This window comes from Caballeronia sp. A2-2, assembly GCF_057612605.2.
In genome coordinates this window covers 979,253-995,943 of the sequence record NZ_CM173618.1, presented here as the reverse complement: position 1 = coordinate 995,943, position 16,691 = coordinate 979,253, and the positions used below count along the sequence as shown (strand labels likewise).

The 16,691-nt window shown below is 63.0% G+C and carries 14 protein-coding genes and 1 pseudogene; 4 read left to right on the top strand and 11 right to left on the bottom strand.

Annotated elements, in window-relative coordinates; genetic code table 11:
- The 6 genes from ACZCWR_RS28240 to ACZCWR_RS28215 form a co-directional block, all read right to left on the bottom strand.
- Nucleotides 1–1,233: a fimbrial protein gene (locus tag ACZCWR_RS28240; RefSeq protein WP_487304967.1), complete on the bottom strand. Its 1,233-nt coding sequence runs from the start codon at nucleotides 1,231–1,233 to the stop codon at nucleotides 1–3.
- Nucleotides 1,230–2,567 (bottom strand): type II and III secretion system protein family protein, encoded by a 1,338-nt coding sequence (locus ACZCWR_RS28235; RefSeq protein WP_487306174.1) that lies wholly within the window; start codon nucleotides 2,565–2,567, stop codon nucleotides 1,230–1,232. Before ACZCWR_RS28235 ends, ACZCWR_RS28240 begins: the two co-directional genes overlap by 4 nt.
- A gap of 88 nt (nucleotides 2,568–2,655) precedes the next feature.
- Entirely contained in the window at nucleotides 2,656–3,594 is a 939-nt protein-coding gene (gene cpaB, locus ACZCWR_RS28230) for a Flp pilus assembly protein CpaB (RefSeq protein WP_487304966.1), read from the bottom strand.
- 11 nt (nucleotides 3,595–3,605) lie between these two features.
- Complete coding sequence (locus tag ACZCWR_RS28225; RefSeq protein ID WP_487304965.1) at nucleotides 3,606–4,055, bottom strand: TadE/TadG family type IV pilus assembly protein; 450 nt, start codon at nucleotides 4,053–4,055, stop codon at nucleotides 3,606–3,608.
- Nucleotides 4,052–4,567: an A24 family peptidase gene (locus ACZCWR_RS28220; RefSeq protein ID WP_487304964.1), complete on the bottom strand. Its 516-nt coding sequence runs from the start codon at nucleotides 4,565–4,567 to the stop codon at nucleotides 4,052–4,054. The genes ACZCWR_RS28225 and ACZCWR_RS28220 overlap by 4 nt, the downstream gene beginning before the upstream one ends.
- Nucleotides 4,568–4,703: 136 nt before the next feature.
- A complete protein-coding gene (locus tag ACZCWR_RS28215; protein WP_487304963.1) occupies nucleotides 4,704–4,886 on the bottom strand; it encodes a Flp family type IVb pilin in 183 nt (60 codons plus the stop codon).
- Nucleotides 4,887–5,505: 619 nt separating this feature from the next.
- Here ACZCWR_RS28215 and ACZCWR_RS28210 point away from each other — a divergent pair.
- Both ACZCWR_RS28210 and ACZCWR_RS28205 read left to right on the top strand, forming a co-directional pair.
- Nucleotides 5,506–6,972: a collagen-like triple helix repeat-containing protein gene (locus tag ACZCWR_RS28210; protein WP_487304962.1), complete on the top strand. Its 1,467-nt coding sequence runs from the start codon at nucleotides 5,506–5,508 to the stop codon at nucleotides 6,970–6,972.
- Nucleotides 6,973–7,122: 150 nt separating this feature from the next.
- Nucleotides 7,123–8,825 (top strand): annotated as a pseudogene (locus tag ACZCWR_RS28205) (ShlB/FhaC/HecB family hemolysin secretion/activation protein).
- A gap of 868 nt (nucleotides 8,826–9,693) precedes the next feature.
- Here ACZCWR_RS28205 and ACZCWR_RS28200 read toward each other — a convergent pair.
- Together ACZCWR_RS28200 and ACZCWR_RS28195 are read right to left on the bottom strand one after the other, a co-directional pair.
- The gene (locus ACZCWR_RS28200; RefSeq protein WP_487304961.1) at nucleotides 9,694–9,993 is read right to left on the bottom strand and encodes a DUF4148 domain-containing protein; all 300 of its coding nucleotides are present in this window, start codon (nucleotides 9,991–9,993) and stop codon (nucleotides 9,694–9,696) included.
- Between the two features lie 69 nt (nucleotides 9,994–10,062).
- Entirely contained in the window at nucleotides 10,063–10,506 is a 444-nt protein-coding gene (locus tag ACZCWR_RS28195) for a MarR family winged helix-turn-helix transcriptional regulator (RefSeq protein WP_487304960.1), read from the bottom strand.
- 121 nt (nucleotides 10,507–10,627) lie between these two features.
- Between ACZCWR_RS28195 and ACZCWR_RS28190 the strand changes: the two genes are divergently transcribed.
- The gene (locus tag ACZCWR_RS28190; protein ID WP_487304959.1) at nucleotides 10,628–12,166 is read left to right on the top strand and encodes a DHA2 family efflux MFS transporter permease subunit; all 1,539 of its coding nucleotides are present in this window, start codon (nucleotides 10,628–10,630) and stop codon (nucleotides 12,164–12,166) included.
- A gap of 7 nt (nucleotides 12,167–12,173) precedes the next feature.
- Here ACZCWR_RS28190 and ACZCWR_RS28185 read toward each other — a convergent pair whose 3' ends face one another.
- Nucleotides 12,174–12,584, bottom strand: coding sequence for a hypothetical protein (locus tag ACZCWR_RS28185; RefSeq protein ID WP_487304958.1), 411 nt, complete (start codon nucleotides 12,582–12,584; stop codon nucleotides 12,174–12,176).
- Nucleotides 12,563–13,465 (bottom strand): ParA family protein, encoded by a 903-nt coding sequence (locus tag ACZCWR_RS28180; RefSeq protein WP_487304957.1) that lies wholly within the window; start codon nucleotides 13,463–13,465, stop codon nucleotides 12,563–12,565. The genes ACZCWR_RS28185 and ACZCWR_RS28180 overlap by 22 nt, the downstream gene beginning before the upstream one ends.
- Before the next feature lie 220 nt (nucleotides 13,466–13,685).
- Between ACZCWR_RS28180 and ACZCWR_RS28175 the strand changes: the two genes are divergently transcribed.
- Nucleotides 13,686–14,555, top strand: coding sequence for a hypothetical protein (locus tag ACZCWR_RS28175; RefSeq protein WP_487304956.1), 870 nt, complete (start codon nucleotides 13,686–13,688; stop codon nucleotides 14,553–14,555).
- Here ACZCWR_RS28175 and ACZCWR_RS28170 read toward each other — a convergent pair.
- Complete coding sequence (locus tag ACZCWR_RS28170; RefSeq protein WP_487304955.1) at nucleotides 14,522–16,642, bottom strand: putative bifunctional diguanylate cyclase/phosphodiesterase; 2,121 nt, start codon at nucleotides 16,640–16,642, stop codon at nucleotides 14,522–14,524. The two genes, ACZCWR_RS28175 and ACZCWR_RS28170, sit on opposite strands and share 34 nt — an antisense overlap.
- Nucleotides 16,643–16,691 lie beyond the last annotated feature (49 nt).

The following is a 16,691-nucleotide window of genomic DNA, read 5'->3' as shown; positions in this document are numbered from 1 at the left end:
CTATGACCGTTTCAGAAGAGTGGGAAGGAAATGCCCGAGACGCTGCGCGCGCGTTTGATTTTTCGATGCGGCTTCGTCGCCGCACAGGCGCGTGACGAGCGGTGCGAGTGCGCGCACGTAGGGATCGCGTTCGGCGCTTGCGCTCAATAAAAGGCCTTGATTCACGGCGCGCCCGAGTGCCTGCGCACGTTCCGGCAGCACCGCGACGAGCGGCAATTCGAGCCGCGCGGCCAGTTGATCCGCACCGAAGTTCAAGGCTGCATCGAACTTGTTGACGACGAGTCCGAGCGTGAATGTCGGCGTTTCGGATGCATCGACGTGCAGACCTTCGATGAACGCTCTCGCCGACACCGCCGAGGCCACGTTCGGATCGCACACGAGCCACGCAACATCCGCGGCCTGAAGCACTTGCGCGACGAAATCGAGATTCGAGAAGCCACCGAGATCCACTATCTGATGATCGAAGAACGCGCGCAGCCGGTTCAACGTGCTCACGGCGGACGCGAAGGAGATTGCGCGCATCGAAGAAAGATCGGCGGGCAGCGCGGTGATCGCCAAGCCGCTCGGATGACGCGCAAACGCCGTATTCACGAACGTTTCGTCGATGCGGCGAAGGCTGCGCACGGCATCGACGAAATGCAGTTCGCTTTGGGTGTCGAGCAACAGCGCGCTGTCGGCGGCGGGCAGGCCGAGGTCGAGCAGCGCGGTAGTTTTATGCCGCGCCGCGCCGCGCTGATGCACCGCATGCGCGAGATTCGCCGCCAGCGTGCTCACGCCCATGCCGGTGCGCGCGCCGACCAGCACGGTGATTCTGCCGTGACGGCTCACGAGTTCGGGGCGTTCATCCAACAAACGCCGGACCACGGGCAGCACATCGCCTGCGTCTCCATTGAGATCGATGAAATCGCGCACGCCCGCGCGCAGCGCGACCACCGCCGACACCGGCGAGGACAGCGTGCCGAGCGCGACGATGGGCACGCTGGGGAATGCATCGCGCGCGGCTTGGGCGAGCGCGCTGGCATCGTTCGCATGAGCGAGCGTGTGCGACGTGAAATCGACGAATACGATGGACGGCGCGTGCTCCGCAATGCTCGAAACCAACGCGGCGGATTCGCACGGCGCGGCCTGCACGCTGCCGACGCTCGCGAGCGCTTCCTGAAGCCACGCGGTGCGCGAAGGATCGGCGCTCGCACACAGAAAACGCGCTGCGGGCAAGGATTCCTGCGCGTTCATCGCGAGAACCCCGGCGCGGCATCGCTGGACAAGGCGCCGCCGACGAAACTCCGCCACACCGGCCCGTTGCGCTGTTCGGCCTGCTCGCCCGGCGTCGAGGGCAATGCCGCGCCGCGCGCAATCGGCGAGACCAGATGCGGCGTCACCACGATCACGAGTTCGCGGTCCGTCTGCGAATATTGCAGCGTCTTGAAGAACGCGCCGATGATCGGCAGATCGCCGAGAAGCGGCACCTTGTTCACGTTCGACGCCGTTTCGCGATCCACGAGTCCGCCGATCACGAAGCTCTCGCCATCGCCGAGTTCGACGGCGGTTTCGGCGCGGCGCGTGGTCAGCGCGGGCACCGATACGCCGTCGATGGTGATGGCATGCGCGAAGTCGAGCTGGCTCGCCTCGGGCGCGACCTTGAGCGCGATGCGTTCGGGGCCGAGCACCGTCGGCGTGAGCGACAGGCCGATACCGTACGGCTTATAGACGATGGTCGTGGTCCCGAGCGATTGCGGCACCGGCACGGGAATCTCGCCGCCCGCGAGGAAGCTGGCGCTTTGTCCCGACAGCGCGACGAGCGTGGGCTGCGCGAGCACGCGCGCCAAGTTATTTCCTTCGAGCAAGCTCAGATTGGCGAACAGTCCGCGCGATGTCGAATTGAGCACGAGGTTGAACGCTGACGCAATCGGCGACGTCGCCGTGACCTGCAACGGACTGCCCGCGCCGCCCGTGACATTGCCGAGCGAACTCGGTGAAAACGTCCCGAACGCGAAGCCCGCGTTGTTCTGCGAGAACAGGTTGAAGCCCGCTTCCTTCAGCACCGACTTGCTGAATTCGACCACTTTCACATCCACCTGAACGACGCTTTTCGTGGCGATGGTCACGGCATCCACAAGCGCGCCGTCCTTGCCCACCGATGCCTGCGCCGCCGAAACCGCGCGCTGGTGCGAGGTCATGGTCGGCGTGGAGCCGGTGAGCACGGCGGTTTTTCCCAGCACGCGCAATGACGGTGAATCGCGGCCGAGCAAGGCTTGACTCGCTGCGGCCTGCACGTCGATGGTGTAGGTGCGCGGGGCATCGCTGCCGCGTTCCCAGAGCAGCATATCGGTCGTGCCCGCTGCCTTGCCGACGAGCAGCGCGCCGCCGCCGTCCTTGAGCAGAATCACATCCGCGACAGCCGGATCGCCGATAGCGACGCGCGACAGCGCATGGCCGCGCGCAATCGACTGCTGGCCACCGACGACGAGCTTGTACGCTGCGCTCGCATCGGATTGCGCCGCTTGCGCGTTCGCGCCAAACGCCACGAGCACGCTGATGCTCAAAAAAAGCGCCGCCACGATACACATGCGCCGCGAGAAAAATTGCCGGTTCTTCATCATCGTCATGCCCGGACGCTTGCGCGCCCTGCTCTTGCGTAGGTCCTGCATTGAACGTTCAATCCGCGATGTGCTCCACGCGTCCGCCGCGAATCACTTCGATCACGCTTGCGCGGGGTACTGTTCGCTGCGTTGGCGCGACCGTCTCATGAACGACGCGCGCAACCGCCAGCGTTCCCAGCGACATCCCCGCCGCCGCGCGTGTCGAGCCGTTTTCCGGCGCGTTTGCCTTGACCTGCACGAGCGGCGCAAATATTGGCTGCGGCGGCGTTTCATCGTCACCGCCATTGCGCAAAGCCAGCACGATGCGGCCCGCGCCTTCGGCGAGCGTGAGGGCATCGACATCGGCGGTGCGCACGGCGAGCACGGCGGTGCGGGCGGCGCTGGCATTGCGTGCCGGTTGTGCATTCGCATCGGACGCGCCGTTGGGCTGCGCACCGCCCACCGATGCCGCGCCCACGCTCAGCACGCGCACCTTCGACAACAGCAGACGCGCCTGCGTCGTCTGTACTTCGGCATCCGAATGACCCGCGCCTTCGCGTTTGAGCGAGAAGAACACATCGACGAAATTGCCCGGCCGCACGTAATTGCCGACCGCGTTCGTTTCGTCGATCTGCACGGCGACCGCACGTTCGCCGGGGGCGATGACATCCGCGAGACCGCTGGACAGCGACGCTTCGGTGAGCGGCGCGCCCTGCACCACCGCCGCGCGCGTGACGCGGCCGGCGAGCAGGTTCGGATCGGTGAACGCGCCGGGTGTGGTTTCGGCCTGCATGCGCACGGTGAGCGCGGCGGCATCGAGCGGCTGACCGGCAGGCAGATCGCGCGCGGCGACGACCACGGGAACGAGGCGCGTATCGGCGGCAATGGAAGGCGCGGCCTGCGATGCGGGTGGCGCATGCGGTGCGGGCGAGCGCGCCAGCATGAAGGCGAATGCGCCGAGCACGACGGCGAGCATCAGCAGCAAAAAGGCGAGCGTGCGGGTGAGATTGGCCATGATGTGCGCGTTCAGAACAGGTTGTTCGGGTCGAGCTGGACGGACGCCTGAGCGACGAGCGCATCCGGCAAGGCCATCTTCAACAGCGGCAGCGTGGGCATGAGCGGCTTGCCCGCATAGTCATAGTCGAGCGTGACCTGGATGCAGTTCATCGTCGTGTCGAAGGTGCAGGCGGTGGTCGTCGTGCTGCATTGGGTCGGTTGCATCAGCCAGTTCGACATGTTTTGCGCGGCCAGACATGCGGCCTGCGCGCGCAACGTGAGCGAAGCCGCGATGCTCGTCGCGCCCGGCTGCACGCGCAACGCGGCGCGCGCGCCTTCCTCGGCGGCGAGCGTGAGCGACTGCTGCGCGACGAAGATCAGGCTGTAGGTGACGATGGCGTACAGCACGAGGAAGAACAGCGGAAACACGATGGCGAATTCGATCGCCATGTTGCCGCGCTGGGCTTTGCGGCTTTTCATGCGCGTGCTCCCAGCGCGATCACGGCGAGATGCCCGAGCGCCGCGAGCGCGAGCAATGCGCCGTAGGGCGTGCTGTTGCTTCGGCGATCATCGGCGGGAATCTCGCGCAGCGTCAGCGCGACACGACGACGCCGGACGAGCAGCATCAACGCATGAACGAACGCAAGCAGGCTCGCGACGCACCATATGCCGAGCAGCGCGCGCGGCCCGCACCATGCGCCGAGCGCGGCGAAGAGCTTGACGTCGGCGGCGCCCATCATGCCGAGCGCGTAGAACGGCAGCAGCGCGGCCGCGCCGGTGGCGAAGCCGCTCAGCGCGCCACGCGCGAAGACGCCGAACGGAGAATGTCCGAACGCCGACAACAGCAGCGCACAACCCGCTCCCGTGAAAACGAGCGAATTGGGAATCAGCCTGCGCCGCCAGTCGCACGAGACGACAGCGGACGCCCAGCCGATAAAAAACGCGTATTCGATCGAGATCATGAGACGCAGTAAATCGGCAGGCACGCGCATTACCGGCATCCGCCCAATCAAGGCGAATACCCGTAAAACGAAAATTCAGGGCGAAACGATTGGTCACGCGCCAGCGATTAACCGGCGCGCGATTCGAGTTTCCCAAAGAAAATCGGGTTAATACGGAACGCCCGTATTAACCCGTAGTGCTCTTGCCTTGCAACTCGGTCTTGATGGCTTCGAACGTCGAGGACAACTGGGTGGCGACGTCCCCGACCGCCGCCATGATTCCCAATGCCAAAACGCCTGCGATCAGCCCGTACTCGATGGCGGTAATGCCCCGGTTGTCCCGAATGAATTGAAGGAAGGTTGCTTTCATTTTAATGGCCCTCGGAATGGTCTTGCTCGGTGCAACAGGCGATCCTCTTCCTGCTGCTTTCGAACCGGCGCGCAACCCTTTGCAGCATGGGCGTGCGGGTTCGAAAGCAGCCTGACATGAGGCCACCTTTCTCTCAGTTATGTAATGTTTTTTTTGGGCGTTGCCTTCTCTCTGGAACGTTTGCGGAGGGAAGAACACTGCCTGACGAATTTATAACCCAACGCTATCTCGAAATCAATTATCGTCTAACAGAATCTTTGTGTTTTTAGAAACACTCGTCGGTTCAAGGGGAAAGAGCTGCTTAAAAGCAGCGAGTTGATTCCGTTTAATCCTGCCCGATTTAATGAATCGCGTATCGTCGATTTTCGATGATAGTCGCAATCAAAAAAATCGCACGTAACGTCGGAATGCGTAACGTATCCGTGAATTCGTAACGTTACGAGGTGCGTTCGGCGCTTCGCTTTTGCAGGTTCGCCGCCCTCCGCGAAATACCGTCCGATTGCGTCAAACGCTCGCCGCAGAAGGATTTTCCGATTACGTGCGATGCCCGATGCGCTCAATGGCATACCTCCTGCAAATGTCCGCTCGCGGTTCCTTAAAGACAAACACCGAGGGCATCATGAACACGAGCAATATCGGACGCGACCTTTTGCGCACCACTCTGATCGCGGCGGCGGCCGCAAGCGTGCTCTCGCTCGCTGCATGCGGCGGCTCCGGCTCCATGAGCAAGGGCGCATCGGGCAGCGGGTCGGGGACGATTTCGACGGGTGGCAACAGTGACATGGGTTCGGGGGGAACAGGAGGTTCGGGGACCACCACCGGCAGCACCGGCGGCGGTGGAAGCAGCGGGGGGAGCGGCAGCAACGGCGGCACGGGCGGCGGCGGAACCGGAACCACGGTGACGCCACCCGTCGCGGCGGTCGCCGACAAGACCGGCAACGTGGTGTCCGCGCTCGGCGACACGGTTTCGGGGTTGGGCACGGTCATCGCCACAACCCCGACACCGGCCGTCGATGCGGGCACCACGCAAGCCGCGGGCGGTGTCGTGTCGAATCTCGGCGCGGCGGTGTCCACGCTCGGCGATGGCGTGTCGGCGGGTCTGGGCACGATCGGCACATCGGCCGATCCGGTCGGCACAACGGTGGCGAGTGTCGGCGGCGTCGTGCAGAAAACGGGCGATGCCGTGTCGAGCGCGGGGACGCTCGTCACGAGTCTGGGCAGCGGCACGCTCGCGCCGCTCGCCCCGGTGACGACGCCGGTGGGCGCGATTGTCGGCATCGTCGGGAATGCGGTGAATCAGACGGGCGGTGTGCTGGGTCAGTCGCTCACGAGCGCGCCGGTCACGCAACTCACGCAAACCGTGAGTCAGGCGATCACGCCGATCACGGCTACTGTCGGCACGGCGACGCAAACGATTGGCAATGCAACCGGTCTTGGTCAGCCCGTCAACAACCTGCTTTCGTCGATTGGCGGCGCGTTGAATCAGGCCGGGCTGAATGTCACGGCCAACGGCGGCAATGCGCTCACGGCGGGCGTGGGTCAGCTCGTTTCCGCGACGGGAACGACGGTGGCATCGGCGGGCGGCTTGTTGAACGGGTCCAATCCGGTCGCGCCCGTCACGGGAATTCTCGGTGGCTCGACGGGTGGCGTGCTGGCGCCGGTGACGAGCGTCGTCAGTGGTCTGACGGGCGGGTTGGGCGGAGCCACGGGCAGCCCCGTGACGGGGACCGGCGCCCTCGCCCCTGTCACGGGACTGTTGAGCGGCGTCACGGGCGCGCTCTCTGGCAACGCGGCGAGCGGGGCTGGACCGCTTGCACCGGTGACGGGTGTCGTTGGTGCGCTGACGGGCGGAAGCGGCACGAGCGGTTCGGCAGGCAATGGCGGCGTGCTCGGCACCGTGACTTCGATTACCGCAGGGCTCGGCGTGACGGTCGCGACCACGCAAGGCAGCACGGCTGCGGCGCCTGCTCCGGCGTTGTCGTCGGCATCGGGTGGCACGAACAACACGACCGGCACCAACGGCGGCGGCTTGCTCGGCGCGGTCGGTTCGGTCGTCGGCGGCGTGCTGGGCGGGGTGCGGCGTTAAGGACATCGATCGGGCGTGGTCTTGCGCCCGATCGATGTGTCTACGAGCATCGAGTAAGGAAAGGCAGCACCACATAACGACACGACGAAGAACGCGGCGGCGCATTTAAACCGCACGACGTTCTCGCGGCATCATCACGAGGGAAACACCATGAAGATCCGTTCATTCAAACGGGCCTGCTGTCTCGTCGCGCTCACGATTCCCATCGCTCACGCGCAGACGCCGCCCGCCGCGCCACGCGCGAGCATCGGCGGGAATCCGCTGGATGCGCTGCCGAAGGTCGATGCGCCATCCAAACCCTCCGTTTCCGTCGATGTACAAGCGCCCGCGCCCGCACTCGATGCGCTGCTCGCGCGCCATGTCACGCCGACCAAAATCGAGATCGAAGGTGTGAAGGCGCTGCCCTTCAAGGACATCGCCGGGCGCTTCACGCCGCTGGTCGGCCATAACGTGACCATCGGCCAGTTGATCGAAACCGCCAACGGCGTGACCGCGCTGTACAAGGAACGCGGCTATGCGCTGTCGTTCGCGTTCATCCCCGCGCAGACGTTCGCGGATGGCGTGGTGCGCGTAACCGTGGTCGAAGGTTATATCGCGGATGTCGTCATCAAGGGCAATCCGGGCGCGGCGGAAAAACGCATCCGCGCCGTAGCCGATCGCATGCGCGCCGACCGGCCCTTGCGGCAGGCGACCTTCGAGCGCTACATCAACGTCCTCGGCATGATTCCGGGCGTGAAGACGCAGGCCACCGTCGCGCCGCCGCAGAACACCGACGGCGCGGCCACGCTCACGCTCGATGTCGAACGCAAGCCGGTGAATGTGAGCACGGGCATCGACTTCAATCATCCTGGCGTGCAGGGGATTCTGGGCGCGACGGAGAACGGCATGCTGGGGCTGGGCGAATCGCTGTCGGTGTCCGCGCTGCTGCCCAAGGGCCGCGACGATCAGACGTACTACGCCGCGAGCGGCACGCTGCCGATCGGCACGGACGGTCTGACCGCGAAGGTCGATGCCTCGCATTACCACGGTCATCCGGTCGACAATCCCGGCTTGCCTTCGTATATCGAGCGGACCGTCGTGAATGAAAAGCTCGCGTTTTCGGCGGTGTATCCGTTCATTCTGTCCAATGCGCGCAGTCTGACGGGCACGGCGACGGTGTATGCCTCGCACGATGAAGGCCGCTTGAAGAACACGATCGCGTTCGGCAATCCGCAACTCACGCAGCGTTCGCAAGTGCGCGTGACGCAGTTGCAGCTCGATTACACCGGCATCGGTGCGGGCGTGGTGCGGCGTGCGAGCTTCAACGTGGCGAAGGCGTTTGATGTGCTCGGCGCGTCGCGCAGTGCGGAGACGAATATCGCCGGTTATGCGCCGGTCAATCCCGTGTCGATCACCTTCGTGCGCACCGGTGCGACCTACACGCAGAGCAATGACTGGCCGCTGGGCATTGGCACGGTGTTTTCGACGACGGGGCAGTATTCGCCGGATACGCTGCCTACTTCCGAGCAGGTGTCGTTCGGCGCGCAGCATTTCGCGCAGGGTTATCAGCCGGGCGAGGTGTCGGGGGATTCGGGCTGGGGTGCGTCGTTCGAGGTGAACCGGGCTGTGGTGATCGGGATGACTTATCTGAAGACGTTCACGCCCTATGTTTCCTTCGATGCGGCGCGCGTTTATCTGCATGGCGGCACGGCGAATCCGCGGCGGTTGTCGTCGGCGAGCGTGGGCTTCAGGATTTCGGATGCGAAGCACTACAGTATTGATTTGTCGGTCGCGAAAGCATGGGGGATGCGCCGGTGGAGAGTGCTTCGAGGAGTCCTCGGGTGAACGCGGTGTTGTCGTATCAGCTTGAGTGAGGTTTGATGACGGGGGATTTTGTGGAAGGGGCTGCTGTTGTTTGTGCTTTTTATTCAGTAGCCGCCTCCCCGGCGGGGGGGTAACTTTCTTTGCTGCTGCAAAGAAAGTCACCAAAGAAAGCAGCTTTTTACCCCAGGCACGATGGCTGGAGAGGGTGGTCTGGATTAACGATGCAGTGGCCGCGTTAGGATGTCCTGCGTTTCGTTAAGCGCGTGGGCAACCTCGCGATTTCGCGCTCGAATCCTTTGGCCCTAGTGGACCGCATTCATTCTTTCGGCCATGCGCTTCGCGCGCCGAGAACTTTAGAACGGAATCCCGCAGCGTGCGCGTGCCCAGCCACCTCACGCGCCATCGCTGTATTGCTATTCGGCCCTACGTTCGTTAGTGCTCCGACTAAAAGGCAAGCGTCAACGTGCACCATTGCCAATGCAAGTTTGAGCTTTTGCGCGCGCGTGGCAAACACGCCTTTTGTGAAAGCACTAACCAAGGTTGGGCCGAATAGCAATCTAGCGGAGAAGCGTGAGGTGGCTGGGCGCTAATAGACTGCGGGGTTCCGTTCTAAGGTTCTCGGCGCGCGAAGCGCATGGCCGAATGAATGAATGCGGTCCACTAACGCTAAAGAATTCGAGCGCGATATCGCGAGGTTGCCTAAGCGGCGCGTCAAACGTGGAAGGTCCTATTGCGGCCACTGCATCGTTAATTCAGACCACACTTTCCAGCCAGCGTGCGGAGGGGTAAAAGCTGCTTTCTTTGGTAACTTTCTTTGCAGCAGCAAAGAAAGTTACCCCCCCGCCGGAGAGGCGGCTACTGAATAAACATCACCAACAGCAGCAGCCCCTTCCACGACAAAAAACCAGCAACACAAAATCACGGCGTAGAAGCCGGCACCGGCTTCCCAGCCTTCTGCGCCTGAACCTTAGCCTCCGCGTTCTGAATATTCTGCGGATAGTTATTTTGATCGCCGCCAGGGTTATACCCATTCTTCTCAAGCGCGCCCAACTCCGCGTTCTTCTTCTGACGCGCGGCCTTGCGCTGCTCTTTCTTAACGGCCTTGGGCGTCGAGGCCCCGGCGGCATCCTGCGCCTGCGCAGACGCAACCGGCACTGCAAACAAAACAGCAGCCGACAACGCGATAACAGCCAACGGTGCAGTGCATTTTTTCAGCATGGTTTCTTCTCCTCAGTCGATGGACAAACCTTCCAAACCCGCAAGCCAGCAAGTAACGCGCCTGAAACCTCACCGATCCACGATACGACTCAAGTTCCCCCGCACGCGCTGAAGCAACGCAATCAACTGATCGCTTTCGGCGCGGCTGAACCCCGCCAGCGCTTCCGCCGCGATCTCATCGCCGACACGCCGCGCACGGTCCAGCGCCTTCTCCGCCTTCGCCGTCATGCGCACCTGCCGCTCGCGCCGGTCATCGGGATTGAGCCGCCGCTCGATCCAGCCGCCCTCCTCCATGCGGTCCAGCAGCCGCCCGGCGGAAATCGGCGCGACTTCCAAAAGCCCCGCGAGCCGCGCCTGATTCACCTCGCCATAGTGCGAAAGATAAGCCAGCACGCGACACTGCGCACGCGTGAGATTGAGCGACGACTTCGCGAGTTCGTCGAAACGGTTGCCGCACAGGCGGTCCACGTCGGCCACCAGAAAGCCGAAGCGTTTGTCGAGTTGGGTTTCCATCCCGCGATTATAGGTAAGACGTCCGGTTTTTCGCCGGTTGCATGAGCGCGTGCCGTCCGTATAATAAGCTGGCTTATCATCACCCTGATTACAATTTCGACGAGCGCCCAAGGCGCGCCCCATGTCTTCCCAATCCCCGATGCAAAGCGCCCCCGTGCCGCTGAACCGCACGATGCTGACGGTCTCGATCATGCTCGCCACGCTGATCCAGACGCTCGACAGCACCATCGCCAACGTGGCGCTGCCGCACATGCAAGGCGCGCTGTCGGCGTCGCAGGACGAGATCACATGGGTGCTGACGTCGTATATCGTCGCGGCGGCGATCGCCACGCCGCTTACCGGGTGGCTGGCGGATCAGTTGAGCGTGAAGCGGCTGTTGTGCGTGTCGATTGCCGGATTCACGGTGGCGTCAGCGCTGTGCGGGTTGTCGGAGACGCTCGCGCAGATCGTCGCGTCGCGGCTGTTGCAGGGCATTTTCGGCGCGGCGCTCGTGCCCTTGTCGCAGTCGATTCTGCTCGATATCAACCCACCCGAAAAGCAAGGTCAGGCGATGGCCGTCTGGGGCATGGGCGTGATGGTCGGCCCGATTCTCGGGCCCACGCTCGGCGGCTGGCTCACGGACAGCTACAACTGGCGCTGGGTGTTCTTCATCAACGTGCCGATCGGTGCGTTCGCGTTGTTCGGCGTGCTGACTTTCCTGCCCGCGCAAGTCGCCCGAAAATCCGTCAGGTTCGATGCCTTCGGTTTCGTCACGCTGGGACTCGCCATCGGCGCGTTTCAAGCGATGCTCGATCGCGGCGAGCAGCTCGACTGGTTCGGCTCGATGGAAATCCGCATCGAGGCCATTCTCGCCGCGCTGGCGTTCGTGTTTTTCGTGGCGCATACGGCCACCGCCGGCACGCGTTCGTTCTTCAAATACGAGTTGCTCAAGGACCGCAACTTCGCGACCGGCACGTTCTTCATCTTCGTGATCGGCGCGGTGATGTACGCCACCCGCGCGCTCCTGCCGCCGATGCTGCAAAACCTCATGAACTATCCGGTGGCGACGACCGGACTCGTCACCGCACCGAGCGGCGCTGGCACCATGTTGGCGATGCTCGTCGCCGGGCGCTTATTGAAGCGCGTGGACGCGCGGCTATTGTTGCTCGCGGGCTTCCTGATCTCGGCCTTCGCGCTGTGGCAGATGATGCAATACACCATCGTGCTGTCCGCCTCCGATATCGTCTGGCCGGGCGTGATTCAGGGCTTCGGTCTCGGCTTCGTGTTCGTGCCGCTCTCGGCGCTCACGTTTTCCACGCTCACGCCGATGCTGCGCGCCGACGGCACCGCCACCTACAGCCTGATGCGCAATATCGGCAGCAGTATCGGCATTTCGATCGTGCAGACGCTGATGACGCGCAACACGCAGGTCGCGCACGCCGATCTCGCCGCGCAGGTCACGCCCTTCAATCCCGCGATGCAGCCGATGCTCGCCTCCGGCTCCCTGCAAGACCTGGCAATGATGAACCAGACCATCACGCAGCAAGCCGCGATGATCGCGTACCTCAACGACTTCAAGCTGATGTTCGTCGCGACCTTGCTGGTGGTGCCGTTGATTCTGCTGATTCGCCCCGCGCGCAAGATGTCGAACGAGTCGCTTGCGCATGCGGCGATGGACTAAGCGCACCTCAAGCCTCGTCCCGCGTCCTCCCGATGAACGCCCCGCCGCGCGACTTGCGCGCGCGCAGACCATCGACGATGAAGTCGGCCAGCTTGCTCTCGCTTTTCCACTTCGCGGCTCGGCGCGCGGCGTCGAGATCTTCCTTGCGGATGATCGCCTTGAGCACGTCCGCGGATTGTTCACCGAGCCACGCGCGCAAACCGTCTTCACCGCGCGCCGCCAGTTCCGCGTGGACGTCGGGCGCATCGACCGGCTTGCGTTTCGCGGGCGCACGCGCGCGCACGGGCGGTGCGCCGTCTTGCGCCGGACGCAGGATCGCGTCGATCTTTTCCGCGAAATCGGGGTTGGTCGCGTACTCGGCCTCGATTACCTCAAAGAACGCCCGCAGCGGATTGTTTACCGGGCTTTTGCCTGACATAGCGCGTGAATCTCCAGTGTGAGTCCGACGAACGCGTCATGCGCGCTGCCGTATTTGGTCCTCAGCGTTCGCCAGTCGGCCGCATGGTCCGCACTGTTGGACACCGCGACGGCTTGCGGAATGTAATTCGCGAAAAAGTGCGGCTGCCGGATGTCCGCTTCGGCGAACTTGCCCAGCCGGCCGTTCGCCAGATCCGTCATGACGCGCTGGTGCAGCTTGTTGCTTTGCACCTTGGTCGCCACGATTCCGAGCGATGCAATCGGCTGCTTCACGCTGATCGCGAACTCCCGCACCTTTTCGACGATCTGAAAAATACCCCATGTCGAAACGATGTCCGGAATGGTCGGCACCACGTAACCGGTCGAGATATTCAGTCCGTTCTTGGTGACCGTGCCGAGACTCGGCGGGCAGTCGATGATGACGTAGTCGTACCGGTCGAGCACCGGCCTGAGCGCATCGCGCAGAATGTCGCGCGGATTGACGTTGAAATGCCCCGACATGGCGATGGACGGAATGCGGTCCTGCAAATCGATCAACGCAATGCTCGATGGCAGCAGATCGAGCGTGCGGATACCGCCATCGACCGTGGATACGTTCCGGACAATGGAACGCTCGATATCGAAGCGCGGAGGCAGATGATCGTTGATCTTGTCCGCGAAAAGCTGCGCGATGGTGCGCCCTTCGCGGTCGAGTTCGTCCCAGTGCTCTTCCGAGATCAGATTCACCGTGGCGTTAGTCTGCGGATCGAGATCGATCAGCAGTACCCGCTTTTTCATCTCATGCGCCAGAATTTCCGCGACGGCCACCGCCGTGGTGGTCTTGCCGACGCCGCCCTTCAGATTGATGAAACTCAATACATGTGGCGAACCGTGTTCGATCATGGGTCTCTCTCTCGCTTGTTGAATTCCTTGTCCTCGCCGGCATCGCGTTGCGAGCTTTTGGCGGGCGGCAGAATTCTACCGAACGAAGAGGATCACGAAGGACTTCGAACAACGATTGAATCGTTACTTTTAGTCATCAATTGACAAGAACGAGGTTTTCCGCGCTTGGACACAGGTTTAGAATCGCGCACCGCTCTTCGATTGTCGCGCGAAAAAATCCATGAAACTCGACGGCTTCTACATCAACCTCGCGTCGAGCGAAACAAGGCGCGCGGACATGGAAGCGCAACTGGCCGGAATCGGCTATGACACGCGTATCGCGCGTTTCGAGGCCATCGACGGCGCTCGCTTCGGCCCGTATGAGAACCGCGCGCACAACGGCATCTGGGCATGCAGGCGCTCGCACGAAGACGTCATTCTCGGCGCTGACCCGGAGAGCGCCACTATCGTGCTGGAAGACGATGTGGAAATCAGCCGTCATTTCGCCAGGGTCGTGCATGACGACGCCATTGCCTTTTTCGTGCAGCAGTATCCAACGTGCGATGTGCTCTTTCTCGATTGCTGCCCATTCAGCAATCAAATCCCTGCAATGCTGGCACAAAGTGAATTGCAGATGCGCCATCGCGCGCAGGACGCCGACGAACCGCTGCGGCACGAACCGTCGGGCGTGTCGCTCCTCGATGCCCACGCGCTCTATGCCTATTGCGCGGCCGCCTATATCGTGACGCCGAAGGGCAAGCAGACGCTACGGCGTTTGTTTGCGGCCCACGAGGTCAAGTCGGTTGCCATCGACACCCTCTATCGCGACTGGATCGCGAGCCGCGAAATGGTCGCGCAGGTGAGCGTGCCGTTTCTCGCCACGCCGAAATACGTAAACGATTCGACCATCGCTTACGACGAACTCGGGCACGTGAATTTGCCGGTACACGAAGGACAGTTGATTAACGCCATCCGCCGGCTCCTGTTCGCGGGCGATGCGGATCTGGACATGAACGAGATCGCGCGCATCATGCGCGAGGTGCGGCCGTCGCGCGAGTACGCGCTCGGCATGCAGCTTTACGAAGCCGCGCGCACCATTCTGCCTGCCTGAGCGGCCGACGCAGGCACATCAGGCGCGCCTTCCTTCGGCTGCAACAAGCTCCCGAACGCATCCGCCGACAGCGGCCGCGCCAGCAAGAACCCCTGCATCTCATCGCACATCATGTCCTGCAGACGATCACGTTGCGAGCCGGTTTCCACGCCTTCCGCGACCACATCCATATCCAGCGAATGCGCCAGCGCGATGATCGCCGAGACGATCGCGCGCCCTTCCTGACCGTTCTCGTCCAGACCGTTCGTGAAAAAGCGGTCGATCTTCAACTGCTTGGCGCGAAAACGCTGCAAGTACGCGAGACTCGAATAACCCGTGCCGAAGTCGTCGATGGCGATCTCGAAACCGTTCGCCTGGAACGCGTGAATCATCTCGATGGTGCGTGGCGCGTCCTGCATCGCCACGGTTTCGGTGATCTCGAACATGATCTGCTCCGGCGGCACGTTCGCGTCGCGCACGATACGGATCATGTTGGCGACGAGATCGACCTCGGTCATCTGACGCGGCGACAGGTTCACCGCAACCTTCACCGGCGGCCGCCCTTCCGCGCGCCATTGCGCAATGTGCCGGCACGTCTCGCGCACGACCCAGTAACCGATCTGCACGATCTGCCCGGAACGTTCGGAAATCGGAATGAATTCGACCGGCGTGAGTTCGCCGATTTCCGGATGACGCAGGCGAATCAGCGCCTCCGCACCGGCCAGCTCGCCACTCTTGCCGCGAAATTTCGGCTGGAACATCAGGTAGAAAAAGTCGTCGCTCAGGGCGTCGTGCAAGGCGCGCTGAATCTGCAAGGTGCGCATCGCGGCTTCGTTCATGCTGGCTTCGAAGAAGCGATAGGTGCTGCGGCCGCCGCGCTTGGCTTCGTACATGGCCACGTCCGCGTGCTTGAGCAGCGCATCGACACCGTCGCCGTCTTGCGGAAACAGCGCGATGCCGATGCTCGGCATCACCGTCAGCGGATGATTGCCCGCGAGAATGCCGCGCCGCATGACTTCGAGAATGCGTTCGGCCATGCGTTCGGCATCATGCGCGATGGTCAGGTTTTCGAGCATCACGACGAACTCGTCGCCGCCGAGCCGCGCCACGGTATCGCCACCGCGCACGCATTGCAGGAGCCGCTTGGAGAACGCCTTGAGCACTTCGTCGCCGACCGTGTGGCCGAGCGAATCGTTGATGGTCTTGAAGCCGTCGAGATCCATGAACAGGATGGCGAAGCCGCTGCCCGTCGAGGACGCGTTCTTGATCGCGCGCTCGATACGCTCGGTCATGGTGCGGCGGTTCGGCAAATCGGTGAGCGTGTCGAAGCCCGCCATGCGCACGATCTGTCCGTTCAGGCGCGAGACGGAACCCGCGAGAATCGAGGTGCGCGCGTCGAAACGCGACAGCACCAGCGTGATGCTCAGGATCGCCAATGTAAAGAGCGCAACCGTGGTGCCGAGCCAGCGCGAATCGATGGCGTTGGCCGCGCCGCAAATGGAGCCGGGCAAAAATTCCGCCGCCGCGTTGCCGGTGTAGTGCATGCCGGTGATCGCGATGCCCATGACCAGCGCCGCGCCCGAGCGCTTGAGCAGCACGAAGTTCTGACTCGCGTCGGCGAGCGTGCGCGCGATCCACAGCGCCGCGCCCGAGGCAACGATTGCAATCGCGATCGAGGCGGCGAAGATCCACGGATCGTAGACGATCGCGGGGAACATCTTCATCGCCGCGTCGCCGGTGTAGTGCATGGCCGCGATGCCGATGCCCATCGCCACGCTGCTGACAATAAGCCGCCGCACCGTCAGCCGCGCCCCGTTGATGACCCACAGCGCGAAGTACGACACCGCCACCGCAATGCCGAGCGACGCCGCCGTGATGCCGAAGTCGTAGCCGAGCGGAATCGGCAACTGGAAGGACAAGACGCCGACGAAGTGCATCGACCAGATGCCGGTGCCCATGGACAGCGCGCCGCCCGCCAGCCACACATGACGAATGCGCGACTGCCCAAGCATGGAGATTCGCCCGGAGATATCGAGGGCGGTGAACGAGGCAAGAGTCGCGACAATGAGGGACGCCGCGACGAGCCAGAAATTGTAAGTGCCGTGCATAGCGGTGCCGAAAGAGGTGACCTATTTAGTTAAGCGTCTTATCGGCGTG